Origin of the sequence: Robertmurraya sp. DFI.2.37 (genome assembly GCF_029211245.1) — a bacterium.
GTDB classification, from domain to species: domain Bacteria; phylum Bacillota; class Bacilli; order Bacillales; family Cytobacillaceae; genus Robertmurraya; species Robertmurraya methanolica_A.
This window is the reverse complement of sequence record NZ_JARGEJ010000001.1, coordinates 220311-237420: the sequence shown is the minus strand read 5'-3', so window position 1 is coordinate 237420 and position 17110 is coordinate 220311. Positions and strand designations below refer to the sequence as shown.

General features: G+C 36.6%; 16 protein-coding genes. 14 read left to right on the top strand and 2 right to left on the bottom strand.

Features of this window, described 5'->3' with window-relative positions; translation table 11 throughout:
- Nucleotides 1-551: 551 nt before the first annotated feature.
- Nucleotides 552-1421 carry a metallophosphoesterase gene (locus PZE06_RS01170; RefSeq protein ID WP_150913128.1) on the bottom strand — a complete coding sequence of 290 codons (870 nt, stop codon included), beginning with the start codon at nt 1419-1421 and terminating at the stop codon, nt 552-554.
- Nucleotides 1422-1841: 420 nt separating this feature from the next.
- Between PZE06_RS01170 and PZE06_RS01165 the strand changes: the two genes are divergently transcribed.
- Nucleotides 1842-3056, top strand: a complete 1215-nt coding sequence (locus tag PZE06_RS01165) for an EAL domain-containing protein (RefSeq protein WP_150913130.1) — start codon at nt 1842-1844, stop codon at nt 3054-3056.
- A 77-nt stretch (nt 3057-3133) separates the two neighbouring features.
- Nucleotides 3134-3367, top strand: a complete 234-nt coding sequence (locus PZE06_RS01160; RefSeq protein ID WP_150913132.1) for a hypothetical protein — start codon at nt 3134-3136, stop codon at nt 3365-3367.
- A gap of 131 nt (nt 3368-3498) precedes the next feature.
- On the opposite strand, the gene PZE06_RS01155 is transcribed toward PZE06_RS01160, so the two are convergent.
- Complete coding sequence (locus PZE06_RS01155; protein ID WP_150913134.1) at nt 3499-3741, bottom strand: glutaredoxin family protein; 243 nt, start codon at nt 3739-3741, stop codon at nt 3499-3501.
- A 262-nt stretch (nt 3742-4003) separates the two neighbouring features.
- On the opposite strand from PZE06_RS01155, the gene PZE06_RS01150 reads away from it, so the two are divergent.
- The 12 genes from PZE06_RS01150 to fabG all read left to right on the top strand — a co-directional run bounded on the left by PZE06_RS01150 (nt 4004) and on the right by fabG (nt 17064).
- Nucleotides 4004-4795, top strand: a complete 792-nt coding sequence (locus PZE06_RS01150; protein ID WP_150913136.1) for a sigma-70 family RNA polymerase sigma factor — start codon at nt 4004-4006, stop codon at nt 4793-4795.
- Between the two features lie 368 nt (nt 4796-5163).
- Nucleotides 5164-6354 (top strand): M24 family metallopeptidase, encoded by a 1191-nt coding sequence (locus PZE06_RS01145; RefSeq protein WP_150913138.1) that lies wholly within the window; start codon nt 5164-5166, stop codon nt 6352-6354.
- 286 nt (nt 6355-6640) lie between these two features.
- Entirely contained in the window at nt 6641-7561 is a 921-nt protein-coding gene (locus PZE06_RS01140; RefSeq protein WP_150913140.1) for an AEC family transporter, read from the top strand.
- 222 nt (nt 7562-7783) lie between these two features.
- Nucleotides 7784-8803 carry a TRAP transporter substrate-binding protein gene (locus tag PZE06_RS01135; RefSeq protein ID WP_150913143.1) on the top strand — a complete coding sequence of 340 codons (1020 nt, stop codon included), beginning with the start codon at nt 7784-7786 and terminating at the stop codon, nt 8801-8803.
- 10 nt (nt 8804-8813) lie between these two features.
- Nucleotides 8814-9299, top strand: a complete 486-nt coding sequence (locus tag PZE06_RS01130; RefSeq protein ID WP_191963113.1) for a TRAP transporter small permease — start codon at nt 8814-8816, stop codon at nt 9297-9299.
- Nucleotides 9296-10615 carry a TRAP transporter large permease gene (locus PZE06_RS01125; RefSeq protein WP_191963112.1) on the top strand — a complete coding sequence of 440 codons (1320 nt, stop codon included), beginning with the start codon at nt 9296-9298 and terminating at the stop codon, nt 10613-10615. Before PZE06_RS01130 ends, PZE06_RS01125 begins: the two co-directional genes overlap by 4 nt.
- Before the next feature lie 132 nt (nt 10616-10747).
- Nucleotides 10748-11464 carry a FadR/GntR family transcriptional regulator gene (locus PZE06_RS01120; protein ID WP_150913149.1) on the top strand — a complete coding sequence of 239 codons (717 nt, stop codon included), beginning with the start codon at nt 10748-10750 and terminating at the stop codon, nt 11462-11464.
- A 19-nt stretch (nt 11465-11483) separates the two neighbouring features.
- Nucleotides 11484-12437 (top strand): methylmalonyl Co-A mutase-associated GTPase MeaB, encoded by a 954-nt coding sequence (meaB, locus tag PZE06_RS01115; protein WP_150913152.1) that lies wholly within the window; start codon nt 11484-11486, stop codon nt 12435-12437.
- Between the two features lie 2 nt (nt 12438-12439).
- The gene (locus PZE06_RS01110; RefSeq protein WP_150913154.1) at nt 12440-14149 is read left to right on the top strand and encodes an acyl-CoA mutase large subunit family protein; all 1710 of its coding nucleotides are present in this window, start codon (nt 12440-12442) and stop codon (nt 14147-14149) included.
- 27 nt (nt 14150-14176) lie between these two features.
- Nucleotides 14177-14569, top strand: a complete 393-nt coding sequence (locus PZE06_RS01105) for a cobalamin B12-binding domain-containing protein (RefSeq protein ID WP_225310570.1) — start codon at nt 14177-14179, stop codon at nt 14567-14569.
- Between the two features lie 64 nt (nt 14570-14633).
- Nucleotides 14634-16058: a phenylacetate--CoA ligase family protein gene (locus tag PZE06_RS01100; RefSeq protein WP_225310569.1), complete on the top strand. Its 1425-nt coding sequence runs from the start codon at nt 14634-14636 to the stop codon at nt 16056-16058.
- 265 nt (nt 16059-16323) lie between these two features.
- On the top strand, nt 16324-17064 hold the full coding sequence (fabG, locus tag PZE06_RS01095) for a 3-oxoacyl-ACP reductase FabG (RefSeq protein WP_150913158.1): 741 nt from the start codon (nt 16324-16326) through the stop codon (nt 17062-17064).
- The last annotated feature ends 46 nt before the right edge of the window (nt 17065-17110 follow it).

The window sequence follows — 17110 nt, the reverse complement described above, 5'->3', positions numbered from 1 at the left end:
CTAAAATCATTTTAACACTTTCCGGAAATGAAGGGTGAATCAATGCAATTTTTCCGGAAATACGTCTGCTTTTTCCGGAATTAAACAGAAAAATTCCGGATTAATTACTATTTTCCCGGAATTCACCTTTGTTTCGTGGAATCAGAGGACCTGAAAGGCGTGTGAAACCTTGGTTTCACACGAGATGAGCCAAAAATCAACAACGGCATAAAACAAAGTATTCATTAAGCATATACCTGAGAGCTACATAACGGTTCTGGAAAATTGAAAACGAGAAAGCTTGGCGAACTCCCCGTGGAAAGTACGTACTGGAGTGGAAATTAATGAATTCACCCGCAATTTCGTGTGAAAATAATAGACATTAATACTCTCGATCCCATTTGTAGAAAAGCTGAATTTTTTCAAAAAAAGCGCTGTGACTGAATCTTTAGCACATGTTGTTCATACTTTTGGCTCGATGTTAACATGAGCATAATGCAGCAGGTAGAGACTAAAAACCTCCTATTCTTTGAATAGGGAGAAAGTCATCGCTACTTGTAAAAACGACAGCATTACTTGCGGGAAAGAGTGAAAATCGTTAATTCGGGTACGGATAGGAATCGAAAGGGTAGTCTTGTTGTACCTAATCCTCTGTTTACATATAATGTTAAAGGTTTTTCTTCTCCTACTGTGTAAAATCCCTCATAGTATTTTTCACCATATGGCGGTTTGACTAATGCTCCCAGCAACGGAATTTGAATTTGTCCCCCATGACTATGACCGCTTAGTTGCAATTGAATATTAAAGTTTGCAGCGTTATCCGCAAGATCTGGAGCGTGGGATAATAAAATCTTGTACGCTTCATCAGGTACGTTGGCAAGTGCTGCACTAATATCAGGTCGGCCAAGCATGGCATCATCAATGCCAAGAAGATAGATGGAGCTTTGAGCATTTTTCTCAATTTTAATGGAATCATTTAGAAGTAAAGTAAAACCAGACTCTTCCATAATTCTTTTAAAAATGTCTGTCCCGTATCCACCGTGGTCATGATTTCCATATACAGCGTACTTCCCGAATGGAGCCTCAAGTTTTTTTAAAATCGAGATCACACGTTCAAATTCTCCATATTTATTCGGTTCGTCTAATAAATCCCCTGTAAAAAAGAGAATATCTGGCTTATGATTATTAATTTCTTCAACTAATTCTTGTAACTGCTCTAATGTATATTGAAACCCTAAATGGGTATCGCTGAATTGGATAATTTTTATATTTTCAAAATCAACAGGAATATCAAGATGCGAAATCTGGTATTTATTGATCTTTAGCAGTTTCGGCTCTATCCTTCCAGCATAAGTATATCCACCAACTGACAATCCAACTGTCGTTAATAATGTACCGAAAAATCTTTTTAAAAAAGACCTTCTTGAAACTTTTTTGGGCATTTTCTGTACCAACCTAACTTTAAAAATTCCGCTCTCTCTATCATGAAATAAAAACCATTTATTGTATATTTTTTGAATGATAGGACTGTCCTAGATCATATGATTGAATCGTCATAGGTAATACTCAAGAACGCAATAAGCATGAGCTTGTATAGTTAATACTATCAAAAAATAAGAAGAAAAAGAAGGATGTTTATCTTTGGAAGGAATTGTTCATTTTGAAATTAAATGAATCGCATAAATAATGTGGAAGTTTAAGACGACGGGGAAAGTTAAATGGGGAGATGAATATTTTTAAATTTGTACTAAAGCAGTGAGAACGGTGCTGTTTTTTTACATTGCTTTTGTCCATTGTGAAATCAACTTTATTACATGATATAATTTTTTTAAGGCTAGTTTATTTTGATAGGAGGGATGTAAATGGATGCATTGGATATTTTAACGAATCTAGAAAATGTCATTCCATTCTTCCAACCGATATTCAGTGCCGATGAACATCGTGTAATTGGGTATGAGGTATTAGGCAGATTTAAAACTGACGATGATCATCTTAGCCTTGGTCCATATTTCCTTGATGATAGCATTCCTGAGGAATATCGCTTAGAGCTTGACAATACAGTTTTAAGAAAAGCATTACAACAGGCAATGGCACTTGATGACGATGTTCTTCTTTTTATTAATCGGGATGCAGATTTATTATTATATGATGAAAATGAAGAGTTACTTAATCTCCTTCTTGAATTTAGTGAAAAAGGAATCAAAGTCGAAAGGATTGTCATTGAAATTTCTTTCAATAATCAATTAGAGGATGCTGAAAGAATGGGCCATTTAATTAACTATTACAAAACGTATGGGATTAAAATCGCCTTTGATAAACTCGGAGATAATAGTCATCAAATTGACCTCATTGGTCTGATTTCACCTACTATTCTAAAAGTTGATTTGCAGGCTTTAAGATCAACAAGACTGGCCTCAAGCTTTCAAGATATTATTTATTCTTACTCGCTATTAGCAAGAAAGATTGGGGCAACCCTTTTATTCGAGAATATTGAGATGGTCTATCAGCTTCAATATGCGTGGAAAAATGGAGGAAGATATTATCAGGGGTATTATTTGCAAAAACCGCATCCTCATTTCGTTGATCGGGATATATTGAAGGAACAATTAAAAAATGAATGTCAGCAATTTATTGATAGTGAAAAGAAAAAACTTGCTGCCCTTTTTGAACAAACGGAGAAGTTCCAGAACGTTGTTTCTGAGTTATTGCAAAAGTATCGTAAAATAGAAAAATATGAGGAATTATTGTTGGTCTTAGGAAAGGAAATGGAAAATTTCGCCTTTAGGATGTATATTTGCGATGAAAACGGCTTTCAGCTCTCTCCTAATCTTTTCAAAACTCAAAATGAATGGCTTGTACAACATGAATATGCCTACAAAAATTGGAGTTGGCGGCCGTACTTTCTTGAGAATATTTTGAAAATGAGAAAAGAAAAGAAGGGAATTCTTTCGGATTTATACAGTGACATTGAAACAGGGGAAAATGTGCGAACATTTTCTTATCCATTGAAAGATAAGCAGTTTTTATTTATAGATATATCGTATGATTTCATTTTAGAGCATCTTGAATTGCTGTAATTTGGAAAAGAGAAATCGAATAATCCCGTGCCTTTAGAGGGAATGTAAGAGTAATACATTCTTTAAGGGTGAGAATATTGACAACTTATATGCTTGTTTTGACGATTATTGCAGTTGCAATTGTTCTTTTTGCTTTAGGGTACACATTGGCCGTTACAAAAACTCAAAAAAGACTAAAGGGGGAGTTGGATACATCCATCCCTGGCAAAGTTCAAGAAGGAATCTATCAACGTAATCCGGTCTTTATTACTTATTTTGCTTTTGCAGTTTTAGTTCTATTGTTAATCATTTTTACAGCAGTTTATTGGTAAATACGTGCTAACGATAGACAAACTCGCTAACAACCGAGTTTGTCTATCGTTTTTTTATTGTGATGATTGAAAATCGCTTTGTTCTTGGCGGTTTTGTTTTTAAGTAGAGGTTATGCTTGATGAAATATTATTTATGATTCGATCGCCAATGCTTCTTTAAGCTTGTCAATTTCAAAACCTGTAATGACAGTGTCATTATTGATGATAAAGGTAGGGGTTGAGTATGACTGATACTTGTTGATTAAGTCATTGCGAGCCTTACTGTCCTTTTTTATATCTTTAAGTTCGAACGTAAAGCCGTATTCTTGTAAAAAAAGTTTCGCTATTTCACATGGTGGACAATCTGGCTGTGTATAAATTGTAATCTTTGTCAATATATCTTCCTCCGCTTATTTGTTGATGAATTAATTATAACGTGCCACCTCCTGTTCTGGTAGTAAATAGTATCGAGTGTGTGAAAAGGTGAGTAATGGGAAGGAATATATGCTATTCATATAACTTTTTTATTTTAAATTCAAATACAAAAATATACTATATGTTTAAAAAACTAATAAGAAATAATATTTAAAATATATTGACTTTTTGGATAACTGAAAATATATTATTAAGCAAAGGGAAAAGAAAGAGGGGGATAAATTGATCTTAAGAAATAAATCCATTCTTTTACAAGCAAGCTGTGATGAAAAATATATGAATCAATTAATGGAGCATGAAGAGGTGGATAGATTTATCAAATATGTCATAAAGGCATATACGAAAAATCCTGCTCGCTTTATGCAACAACACAAAGTGGAGTGGGAAGACCTATATCAAGCTTGCCTGATTGGCCTGTATAAAGGCATAAAAAAATTGGATTTTGAGAAATCAGAGAATGAATATGTTCGCTTTTTATTTTTAAGTATCCAAGGGGAAATTAGGGAGTTTTCACGATCGAATAACTCTAATTCGATGATCATTAGCCAAAGAATTAGAGCGCTATATCCTAAATATTTGAGGTTTTACGATAAATACCGAGAGCGGTATTCAAAAGAACCAAGCATTGAAGACACGATGAAGGAATTTCGAATTTCTCGTGATGATGCGTTTGATTTAGTGTACGGAATGCAGCAAATGGTAAGTATATTTCTTGAAAGTGGTTCTTATGAAATGAAATTTATGAATATTCAATGTGTTTCTGATTCATATTCAAATATTGAAGAGCGTGTTATTAATAAGTTATTAGTCGAAAGCTATATGGCACTATTGAATCAGAAGCAAAAGGATGCGATAGTGATGTATTTTTTTCTAGGGTTTAGTAAAACAGAAATAGCAAGGAAATTAGAGTGTGCGAACTCAATGGTTCATAAACATATTGTAAGCGCATTCAAAAAAATTCAGAGGTTTGAAAAAAATGCATACGAGCAAATTTTACTTGAGATCGCTAAATAAAGATCATATTGTCTGACAAACAAACTTTCTCTCGCTAATCGAAATGATCGAAAGCTACACTTTTTCAATTTTAGATCAATATTTTTGAACTTATTACAGGTGGAAAAAAGTCTTCAAAAATGACTATGGCGAATTTTTCACCATTTTTAATCACAAATTTAGTTTATTTGTCTGACTAATAGACTTTCTTGTGAAAACAGTGCTATTAATAATTTATCCTATGTAAAACATTGGTATCTATGGAAAAGAAGACTCTAAACAATTTGTTTGCAAAGGCATGCTCGAAGACAGAACCAGTGAGTTTTTAATGAATTCGATTAAGTGAGGCATTTGAACAAACATTCACATTTTCAAAGGAGTTGAGAAATATGGAAAGCCGGTTATTTCAACAAAGGATACAAAAACTCCAGAAAATGCTAAGTGAGAGAGAAATCGAAGCAGCGCTCATAATGTATTCTCGTGATCTTTATTATTATGCGGGAACTGCTCAACCAGCAAATTTATGGATCCCTGCAGACGGAAAACCCGTTTTATTTACAAGAAGAGCTCATGAGTTGGCACAGGAAGCAAGTTGGATAAAGGATTCGATTCCTGCAGGAAGCTTTAAAGATATGCTTAAAGCTCTAACGGAGTTAGGGAGCTTACCGAAAAGAGGAAGTGTCGTCGGGATTCAAGAGGATGTATTGCCAACAAATATTGGCTTTAGCATCAGGAACAACCTTAGTCAATTTGAATTTGTTAATATTTCGAAGGAGATTAAAAAGCAACGGCTAGTAAAAGACGATATTGAGTTAGAAGCAATCAAGCAATCAATTGAATTATGGGAAAAGGGGCACCTTGCTATCTTACACGCATTGAGAGAAGGAATCCATGAATATGAGTTATCTGCAAGTATGGAGTTTGCAGCAAGAAATAACGGAGGAGATGGACTAGTTTGGTTTCGTAGATGGGATGCGGTTTTACCGGGGGGAGGAATTGTTACTTCAGGGCCCAATGGCTGGATAGTATCCGGTCATGCGATGACGGTTACTGGCGTAGGTCTTGATGAAACATTACCATGGGGAGCCTCTTCTCGAAAAATTCAAAAGGGAGAGCTCATAGTTGTTGATTATGGCATTTGTAAAAAAGGATACCATGCCGATATGGCACGAACATATTGTATTGGAAAGCCGACAGTGAACCAGCAGGATCTATGGAATCATTTAGTTGAATTACATTTATTGGTGATTGAAAAAGTTAAACCTGGAGTTACGGGGGAAGAGTTGTTTCTTTATGCGGAAAAAATCGCAGAAAAGAAAGGGTATTTAAACAATTTTATGGGGGTTGGCAATAGTCGGGGGAGCTATATTGGTCATGCAATTGGTTTAGAACTTGATGAAGATCCTGTCTTAGGTCTAGGATTTCAGGAGCCACTCCCCCAAGGAGCTGTAATTACACTTGAACCAAAGTTTATGGTTCCTGGTTTAGGTGCTGTCATGGTAGAAGATGATATTGTATTAACAAAATCGGGTCATCAATTGTTAGGCTCACTTAAACATGAACTTTTTTATAGAGATTGATTAAAGATTTATTGAAAACGCTTTAAATGTTGTTTTAAAGGAGATTCAGCCGTTTATAGCAAAACAAGCCTGCTGTCATGAGGATAAAGTAAATGCTTATTATTCTTTGCTCTAATGAAAAAAGTATCGCATGAAGAGAAAGCATTTTTTACAGAAAATCTGCCCGATTTTATCGTTCCAAGATTCATTAAGCTTGCTCTTTCTCAAAAAGTAAAAGCGAATGATAGAGGGAGGAAGGTTATTTTGGCTATTTTATAAAAGGAATTTTAATTTAGAAGGTGTTTCTTTGGTCATAAATGTAATTGTGCCGGTTTTAATAATTTTGGGAGCAGGTTATTTATTTGGAAAGTATGTGAAAGTAGATTATTCCCCTATTTCAAAGTTTTCCATGATCGTTTTAAGTCCGGCATTAATCTTTAGCTTTCTTATTAGAAGTAATCTTTCACCTTCGAGTATTTTTCAAGTGGTCGTAGTAATTCTCGTTTTTACTATTATGATTGCGGCTGTAACAGTATTCGTTATGAAGATTACCGATAATAAAGAAATAATAAATCCCGCCCTACTTTCAACCGTGTTTCCTAATACCGGAAATTTTGGTTTACCCATTTTGTTGTTTGCTTATGGGGAAGAGGCTTTTTCAATTGGGGTTATTATTGTTGTGGTTAATTTTGTCTTAATGTACTCATTGGGAGTGTATTTTGCCTCATTAGAAGGGGAGAGTTGGGCGAAGGGGATCAGAAATATTCTCAAGCTTCCCACCACTTATGCGACATTATTAGCAGTTCTTGTTCTTACATTACAAATTCCAGTGCCGGATTTTATTTATGATCCTATTAAACTGATGGGAGACGCAATGGTTCCGGTTGTATTGCTAATACTTGGGATCCAACTTTCAAGAACAAATATACAAAGTGAATCAATGAGTATGAAAGGACGTTACTCGATAAATATTGCTTTCATAACAGGGATTCGTTTAATCGGGGGCCCAGTCATTACACTTGGAATTTTAGCTTTGTTCACAGTTGAACCGTTAACAGCAAAAGTACTCATTTTGCAGAATGCAATGCCGACTGCTGTTTTGATGACAATGATTGCTGAAGAATATAAAGCCCAGTCATCGTTAGTTGCTAATGCAACGTTTATCAACACGATTGCAAGTGTTATTTCGATTACAGCATTGCTGTACTTGTTAGAGACATATTTGTAAGTCATGATTATATGTCGGTACTTGATTTTTGACCATTTAATTCTTTGATTCCATGGAATGATGGAGAGAAATTGTGTTTTCTTACATCACTTCATAGAATTAGAGGACGAGATGAACTAAAAGTCATTTGAACATCAATATTGTTTAACAAAGCTATCTGTAATGCCGCAAACAGTAGCCAGTAATAGATAGAAAAAAATAATCAAAAAGAGGAGATTGATTATGAACAAAACATTATGGCTGTTAATTCTAGTTCTCGGTATTTTTCTAACCGCTTGTAGCTCTTCTAGTGGAAGTACAGCAGGAGAAAATGATGAACAATTCACGTTTAAACTTGGTCATGTTGGTCCGGCCGATGCTGAGCATCCGTGGGAAAAATATGCACGAACCTTTGCTGAGGAAGTAGAGAGAGAATCAGATGGAAGAATTAAGATTGAGACTTATCCGGCTAGCCAGCTAGGGGCCGATCGAGAAATGACAGAAGCACTACAACAAGGAACGCTTGAAATGGGCTTAATCAGTACCATTGCAATGGGGAACTTTGTGCCCGAATTGCAAATATGGGATTTACCTTATATTTTTCCTACTGACAATGCAAAAGTTGATGAGATTCTCGATGGTTCAATTGGAGATAAGATGAAGGATGCTGTATCACAGAAGCAAATGATTGCCTTATCATTTTGGGAAAATGATTGGCGTGCAATGTCAAATTCTAAAGGTCCGATTGAAAGTGTTGAAGACTTAAAGGGAGTCAAAATAAGAGTAGTGGAGAACAAACCATCTTTACATTGGTTTGAAAGGGTAGGGGCGATTCCGACTCCGATGGCATTCAGTGAAGTGTATACCGCATTGCAACAAAGAACCATCGATGCACAGGACAATGGAACTCTTTTAACTTTTGGCTCAAAATTTTATGAAGTCCAACCGTACTTTACCTTCACCAATCATATTTATGCACCATTAGCCGTCATGATCAGTGAAAGTATATGGAATAAAATTCCTGATGATTTAAAAACGATCTTAGAAGAGACAGCCGAAAGATTAGCATCTGAACAAAGGCAGTATAGCCGTGATACAGCAAAACAACTTGGTGAAGAAATGAAGGCGGCGGGAGTTGAAGTAACTGAATTAAGTGATGAAGCAATTAAGAGTTTTCAGGAGAGCGCTGAAGAAACGTACGATGCACTTGCTCCAGAATTAGGTCAAGATTTAATTAATGAAATGCTCCAGTATAGAGATTAGGTGCATTGCGATGAAAAAACTAAATTCATTTTTAGAGGGACTCTGTGGCGCATTTTTATTAGTGATGACGGTAATTGCTTTATCGCAAGTAGTTACACGGTATGTATTGGAAATGTCCTTTCCTTGGCTTGAAGAGGTTATCCGTTATTTAATGGTGTTTACGGTATATGTGGGTTCCGCCGTTGCTGTCAAGCAGAAAGCCCATTTGAATGTAGAAATTTTCGATCAACTTCTAAAGAAATCTTCGTTCCGCTATGTAGATTTATTGCGTCAGTTTGTCATCGTTGTTTTTGGGGTTGTGTTTGGATATGTCTCATTTCAAGTGGTCATTCAATTAATTGCATCGGGGCAAATAACCCCAGCCTTGCAAATTTCAATGGCGTGGCCAATGTCAGCTCTATTTCTTGGCAGCCTATTAATGATTATAAATGGGATCTACCTTTTTTATATGATTTTCAAATCAAAAGAAGCTGTTAAGGAGGGGGGAACATTGTGAGCGCACTTCTCATACTTCTATTCTTTTTTACTCTCGTTATAATAGGAGTTCCTGTTGCATATAGTTTCGGATTCTCCTCGTTAATTTATATATTTGTTGTGTTAGCGGAAAATAGCAGCGTGCTTATTACAAGAAGTTTTGGGGCAATTGATTCCTTTGCTTTAATGGCGATTCCATTCTTCATATTTGCCGGTGACATCATGAAGGAAGCGAAGATTTCAAATCATTTAATAAACTTTTTGTCTATTTTTACAAGAAAAATTAAAGGAGCACTCAGCCATCTTACGGTGATTGCGAGTACATTTTTTGGCGCCATATCAGGTTCTTCTGCTGCAACAGTTGCCGCAATCGGTGGGGTGATGATTCCTGAAATGGTGAAAAAAGGTTACGATCGTAACTTTGCCGTTGCGATTGCAGCTGCTTCTGGATTTTTAGGAATATTAATTCCACCAAGTGTCCCGTTAATTGTCTATGGGTTAAATGCCGAAGTTTCAGTCTCCCGATTATTTTTAGGAGGAATTGTCCCAGGCTTGTTAATGGCATTAGGTTTTATGTTAGTTAATCACTTTTCTATAAAAAAATATAAGCTTACTGATAATATTGATGAGCTAGCTAACGATGAAATAGAGAATGAACAATCAAAGCAGAAAAAAAGGAAAAACACTTCATTGATTTTTCCAGCGATCCCAGCCATTTTAATGCCGTTGGTTATATTAGGCGGGATATACTCAGGTATCTTTACACCGACAGAATCTGGTGCAATTGCCGTAGTATATGGGATTTTAGCAGCATTCTTTTACTATAAAAGTATTACTGGGAAAAAATTATTACAAATAGCAGGACGTTCTGCAGTTACGAGTGCTGTGATCTTAATCATGGTTAGCTTAGCGGGAGTGTTCGGGTACATTATTACAGTGGAACGACTCCCATCATTTTTAGCGGAAACGATTCTAGCTTGGACAAATAACATGATGGTGATATTACTGCTTCTAAATATTATTTATCTCATATTAGGCACGTTTATGGAAACGATTACAGCGATTATTATTACAACACCGATTTTTTTACCATTGGTGCAAATGATAGGAATCGATTTAGTCCACTTTGGCATCATTCAAACAACAAATTTATGCATTGGATTGATCACTCCACCGATGGCATTAAATCTCTTAATGGCGTCAAAGATTGCGAACGTCTCTGTTATGAAGGCAACGAAGCCTTTGTTACCCTATTTATTTGTTTCCATTGTTGTTTTAGTATTGGTTACTTATGTTCCAGAAATCACTTTATTTCTGCCTAATTTGTTGCTTAATTGAAGGCTTTTCTGATTTTTGCTGAGATAGATAAAAAGTATTGGAGCCAATTTTTTAACGGGAAAATGTTTTCCCGAGATTTTTATAAGTCAGACAATCTGACCTTAAAACAATATGAAGAACGAAGGTGGTTTAATGTTCAAAACAATTAAGAAAAAGAAAAAGTTTGAGGAAGTACTTGAGCAAATTAAAACCTTGCTCATTACAAAAAAATTAAAGGTTGGTCAAAAGCTTCCGAACGAAATTGAGCTGTCCGATTCTATGGGAATAAGTCGCTCCTCCTTAAGAGAGGCTTTAAAGGTTTTAAGTATGATTGGGATTGTCGAAAGTAAGTCAGGAGAAGGAACCGTTGTGAAAAAGGCAGATCCGGAAAATCTGAAAAATATTATGTCTCTCGTAGCTATCTCAAGAGGATTGGATACATTTGAACTTTTTGAAGCAAGGGTGATTCTTGAAATGGCCGCTGTTAGACTCGCTGCTATAAGAAGAAGTGATGAGGATTTAAATAACATTCAGGCCATTTTGGAAGAGTTAGATAAAAACTATATTTCAGATCATGAAGAAGAGAATTCGCAGCTTGATTATTTATTCCACCGTTCCATTGTCCTCGCCTCGAACAATAAAATGTTACTTTTGTTAACTGAAGTTATTTCAGACTTACTAGGAGAGCAGATTAGAACAACGAGAAGACGATATTCGACCTCGCCAGAAATATTAAAAAGATTTCAAAAGGAGCATTGGGGAATCTTCTATGCAATAAAATCAAAAAATTCAGAAGAGGCAGAGCAACTGATTTCTTCTCATTTAGAGAAATCCCGTCAAGAGTTTCACGGATTAGAATCTGACTTATGAGGTAAGGGGGGCTATTCAGTTGAATGAGGCATCGTCATATTTTGAAAAGAAAAGTGATGTCATTTTAGGGAAATTACTGAAAGAAGTTGAAAATCAGACTGCTAACAGTATTGAAATTTTAAGGGAAAGCTCTGCAAGAAAAGGAACTGCTCATATTGTTGGAATTACGGGACCACCGGGATCAGGGAAGAGTACTTTAGTCAATAAACTTTGTAAAACATTAGCAAAGTCAGGTATTGAGATAGGGATTGTAGCTGTGGATCCAACAAGTCCTTTTACGAAAGGTGCTCTTTTAGGTGATCGTACAAGGATGCAAGAATTATCAGGCTTATCTAATGTTTTTATTAAAAGTTTGGCAACTAGAGGGAATTTGGGAGGATTAGCTCCGACAACAGCAGATATTGTTCAAGTATTAGATGCTTATGGGAAAGAGCTTATTATCATTGAAACTGTTGGGGTTGGCCAGATAGAATTTGATGTTCTTGAAATTGCAGACACGGTCGTTTTAGTAAATGTTCCAGGATTAGGAGATTCATTACAAACCCTGAAAGCGGGAATTATGGAAATTGCAGATATATATGTAGTCAATCAAGCAGATCGGCCTGGTGCTGATGAAAGTGTAAGAGATTTAAAGATGATGGTGAGAGAAAAATTACAGGAAAATTGGGAACAGCCAGTATTGAAAACAATTGCTACAAACAATGAAGGAATGATTGAATTAATCGACCAAATTCAGAGACATAAGGAGTTCTTGCTTCATTCAAATCGTTGGGATGAAAAGCGAAAAACTCGAAATCTCACTAGGCTAAATCATTTAATGATTCAATCACTTAACAATGAAGTAGACAGCTATATTCGTAGAAAACAAGGTATACAAATAAAAATACAACAAGTTAAAGAAGGAAAGCTAGATCCTTACACTCTATCTGACCATATTGTTGAGCAATTAATCAAAAAACACGGAGGTATGTAACGATGACCAAAACAAATGTAAATCAGGGAGCAAAACTTTTTAATCAAGAGGTTGTAAGAGAAATTGAGGCTCAAAAGGAGAGATGGAAGAAGGAAACGGTAAAAGGAAAGACAGGTGATGGGGAATATTTTTCTGACTCAGGCATTCCCGTAAATTTGCTCTATACTCCAGATGATATAAAAGAGCTTAATTATATGAAGGATATCGGGTTATCTGGGGAAGCACCATATGTCCGCGGTGTATATCCTAATATGTATCGTGGACGATTATTTACTGTTCGCCAAATTGCAGGTTATGGAACTCCAGAAGATACGAATGATCGCTTTAAGTTTCTATTAAAAAATGGTGCAACGGGAACAAGTGTTGTTTTAGATTTACCAACAATTCGTGGTTATGATTCAGATGATCCAGAAGCAGAAGGTCACGTAGGAGCGGCAGGGGTTGCGATTGATTCATTAGAAGATATCGAAGCACTATACGATGGGATTCCCATTGATGAGATTTCGAGTAATATTGTTACGCATTTGCCAAGTACAACGGTTGTTATTATGGCTATGTTTGCAGCAATGGCAGAGAAGAAAGGAATTCCTTTCGAAAAATTGTCAGGTACGAACCAAAATGACTTTTTAATGGAAACAGCGATAGGAAGCTCATTAGAAGTATTACCTCCTAAAGCATCTTTCCGTTTGCAATGCGATGCGATTGAATTTGCTAGTAAGAATTTACCAAGATGGAATCCAGTTAGTTATAACGGCTATAACCTCCGTGAAGCAGGGACGGATGCTGTTGCAGAAGTAGCGTGTGCTTTAGCAAACGCGATTGCTACATCGGAGGAATTGATCAGAAGGGGAAATAAAATTGATGATTTTGCTAAGCGGCTTTCATTCTTCTGGAATCTATATAATGACTTCTTTGAAGAAATTGCAAAATGTCGCGCATCGAGGGTTGTTTACCAAGAAATTATGAAGGAGCGTTTTAAAGCTGAAGAAATGAAATCTCAGTTAATGAGATTTCATGTGCAAACTGCTGGTATCACTTTAACTAAAGTTGAGCCCCTTAATAATATTGCCCGTTCTGCGATTCAAGGTTTAGCGGCAGTACTTGGTGGAGCGCAATCCTTACATGTTGATTCGTACGATGAGGCTTACTCTGCACCAACGGAAGAATCTGCTTTAATCTCGATAAGAACACAGCAAATCATTCAAACTGAAACGAATGTAGTAAACACAGTTGACCCGTTAGCTGGTTCATATTTTGTTGAATATTTAACGAAGGAAATGGCTCAAAGGATTCGTGATTACATTTCTGAAATAGAGTCGAGAGGTGGCTTAGTTGCTTGTGTTGATTCTGGTTGGCTCCATCGTGAAATTGCAGATTTTGCCTATCAAACACAGAAGGATATTGAAAATGGGACAAGAAAAATTGTTGGTTTAAATTATTTCCCGAGTGAAGAGCACGCTGGACAAAAGGTAGAGGTCTTTAGATATCCAGAAACTGCTGAAGCAAAGCAAAAAGAAAAGTTGAAGCGCCTTCGTCAGAAAAGAGATGCGAAAAAAGTAGAAGAGAAACTAAATGTGATTAGAGAAATGTGTCATAAAGACGTTAATTTAATGCCTTATATAAAGGATGCTGTGTTGGAGTATGCAACATTAGGTGAAATTGAAGAGGTGTTTAGAGAAGAATTTGGATTATGGCAATTTCCATTAGCATAAAAACTTTTAAAAATGGAGGAATTAAGGATGCAAATTAAAGTGGTGATGGCAAAGTTAGGCTTGGATATTCATTGGCGCGGTGCATTGGTCGTATCAAGGATGTTAAGGGATGAAGGGATGGAAGTTGTTTATTTAGGTAATCAGTTTCCAGAACAAATTGTAGAGGCGGCTATTCAAGAGGGGGCTGATGTCATTGGCTTAAGCACCCTTGGAGGCAATCATCTTACATTAGGTCCTAAAGTGGTCAAGTTAGCGAGAGAAAAAGGAGTGGATGCACTAGTGATTATGGGTGGTGTAATTCCTGAGGATGATATTCCGTTATTAAAAGAGGCGGGCATTGCCGAAGTATTTGGGCCGGAGACGAAAGTGGAATCAATCGCTACCTTTATTCGTGAGCATGTAGGAAAAACAATAGGATAATGGTGATAAGGAATAGGCAAATGATGGTATGCCTATTCCGCAGTTTTATACTAAAGGAGCATATATGCTAAATGAGTTAGAAAGAAAGGAGACAGACATGTTAAAGACAGAGCTTTTAAAGCAATGGCCGCCAAAATACGATTTGAATTATATTCCTGATGCTAATGAGAAATATTGGTATAAAGAAATTGAGACAGCTTCTCGTGAGGAATTGGAGGATCTTATTTTTTTCAAGCTTAAAAATGTGATGGAATATGCTTATGTAAATTCAGGGTTTTATCAAAGAAAATGGAAAAAAGCTGATCTCCATCCTAATGATATAAAGACGTTAAAGGATTTCGCCCAAGTTCCTTTTACAACAAAACAAGAATTAAGGGAAGATCTAATGCAATATCCACCATTTGGTTCGAATGTATGTATCCCCTATTCAGATGTCCATCGCATCCAAGGAACTTCAGGAACCACTGGGAAACCAACCGTTTTTTCCTTTGGAAAGGATGACTGGGAGCGCATTGCTCATCAACATGCCCGCATTATGTGGAGCTTTGGGATGCGACCAAATGATTTAGTATTTATTGCTTCCCCCTTGAGTTTATATATAGGAAGCTGGGGGGCTTTAATTGGAGCTGAAAGACTGGGCGCGAAGACGTTCCCATTCGGAGCTGGTCAGGCTGGGCAAACTGAGAAAGCTGTGTCATGGCTGAAGGAGCTTCAACCAACCGTTTTTTACGGAACACCTTCATATGCGCTTTATTTAGCAGAAAAGGCGAAAGAATTAGGAGTAGATCCGAAAGCGTTTGGATTTAGAATTTTATTTTTCTCAGGAGAGCCGGGTGCAGGAGTTCCTGCTACAAAGAAAAAAATTGAGGAGACTTTTGGTGGAATCTGTATTGATTCAGGAACGATGGCGGAGGTAACTCCGTGGATGAGCAATACAGAATGTGAACATAGAACCGGGGTTCATTTGTGGCAGGATGTGGTTTACACAGAGGTGATCGATCAGTATTCAAAACAATTGGTTCCTTATGGTGGAGAAGGAGTACCGGTTTATACACCGCTTGAAAGAACTTCACAGCCGGTGATTCGCTATTGGTCTGGGGATTTAACGACCTGGACCGATGAACCTTGTCCATGTGGACGTAGCTACCCTCGGTTACCAAAGGGAATTTACGGTCGTATTGATGATATGGTTACGGTTCGAGGTGTAAATGTGTATGCTAGTTTGATTGAAAATGTGGTCAGAAGAGTAGACGGGTTAAGTGAAGAGTTTGTAATGATTGTAACCCGTGACAATATTATGGACGAAGTTACAATTCAATGTGAAACAATGGGTACTCGAGATGATCAAGAATTGAGTGCCTTTTTAGGAAAGGAATTAAAAAGAGAGACGGGAGTTTCTTTTAAAATTATCCTTTTACCAGTAGGTAGTTTAGAAAGAACACAGTTTAAAGCTAAAAGGGTTATCGATAAAAGAGATTTTAAAAGTTAATTGGGCAAGGTGTACATTTATGTGTAATTACCTAATGAATCAAAAGCTTTAGTTTATTAATGTTTCTGTTTTATTTGGTATTGTATGTGTCGGTGTTGATTTTCGGCTCATTATCTCCTAAATCTCTCAGTTGTCGTAATAAGAGTGAGAAACAAAGTTTTCATGCATAATCAATCCCAAAATTGTATTTCCCACATTTCCGTATAACAAAGCTTTTGCATTTAAACAGGGAGAACGAAATGAATGATCGTTTGGAGGAAAAACAATGAAACTGAAAGATAAAGTAGCAGTGATTACAGGTGGTGCAAATGGAATCGGAAAGGAAACAGCAAATCTTTTTTTAAGAGAAGGGGCAAAGGTTGTCATTACGGATGTTAATAAGGAGGCAGGAGCAAAAGCGGTTACTGAGCTTTCTGCAATTAGTGACGATGTCCTTTTTTTTCAAGCCAATGTTTCAGAACGTGATCAGGTTGCAAACATGGTCAATGCAGCAGTTACGAGATTTGGAAAAGTCGATATATTAATTAATAATGCTGGCATTACAATTGACGGCTTGCTTGCGAAAATGGACGATTCTTCTTGGGATAAGGTATTGGAGGTTAATTTGACTGGCGTATATAAATGTTCGAAAGCGGTTTTGCCTATTATGTTAGAACAAGGCTCAGGGGTTATTCTCAATGCTTCATCTGTAGTTGGTCTATATGGAAATGTTGGGCAAACGAATTATGCAGCAACAAAAGCTGGAGTTATTGGCTTGACGAAAAGTTGGGCAAAAGAATTAGGACCGAAAGGAATTCGAGTTAATGCAGTTGCTCCAGGGTTTATCATCACAGACATGACTGCAAAGGTGCCTGAGAAAATATTAAAAATGATGGAGGACAAAACACCGTTAAAAAAGCTTGGCAAGCCAGAAGATATTGCTAATGCCTATTTGTTTTTAGCCTCAGATCAAGCGAATTATGTTAACGGTACAATTTTAAGTGTGGATGGCGGATTAGTTGTATAATAGATTTAAATGAACTGCTGTCATTGCTAAACATTTTGACTTATTT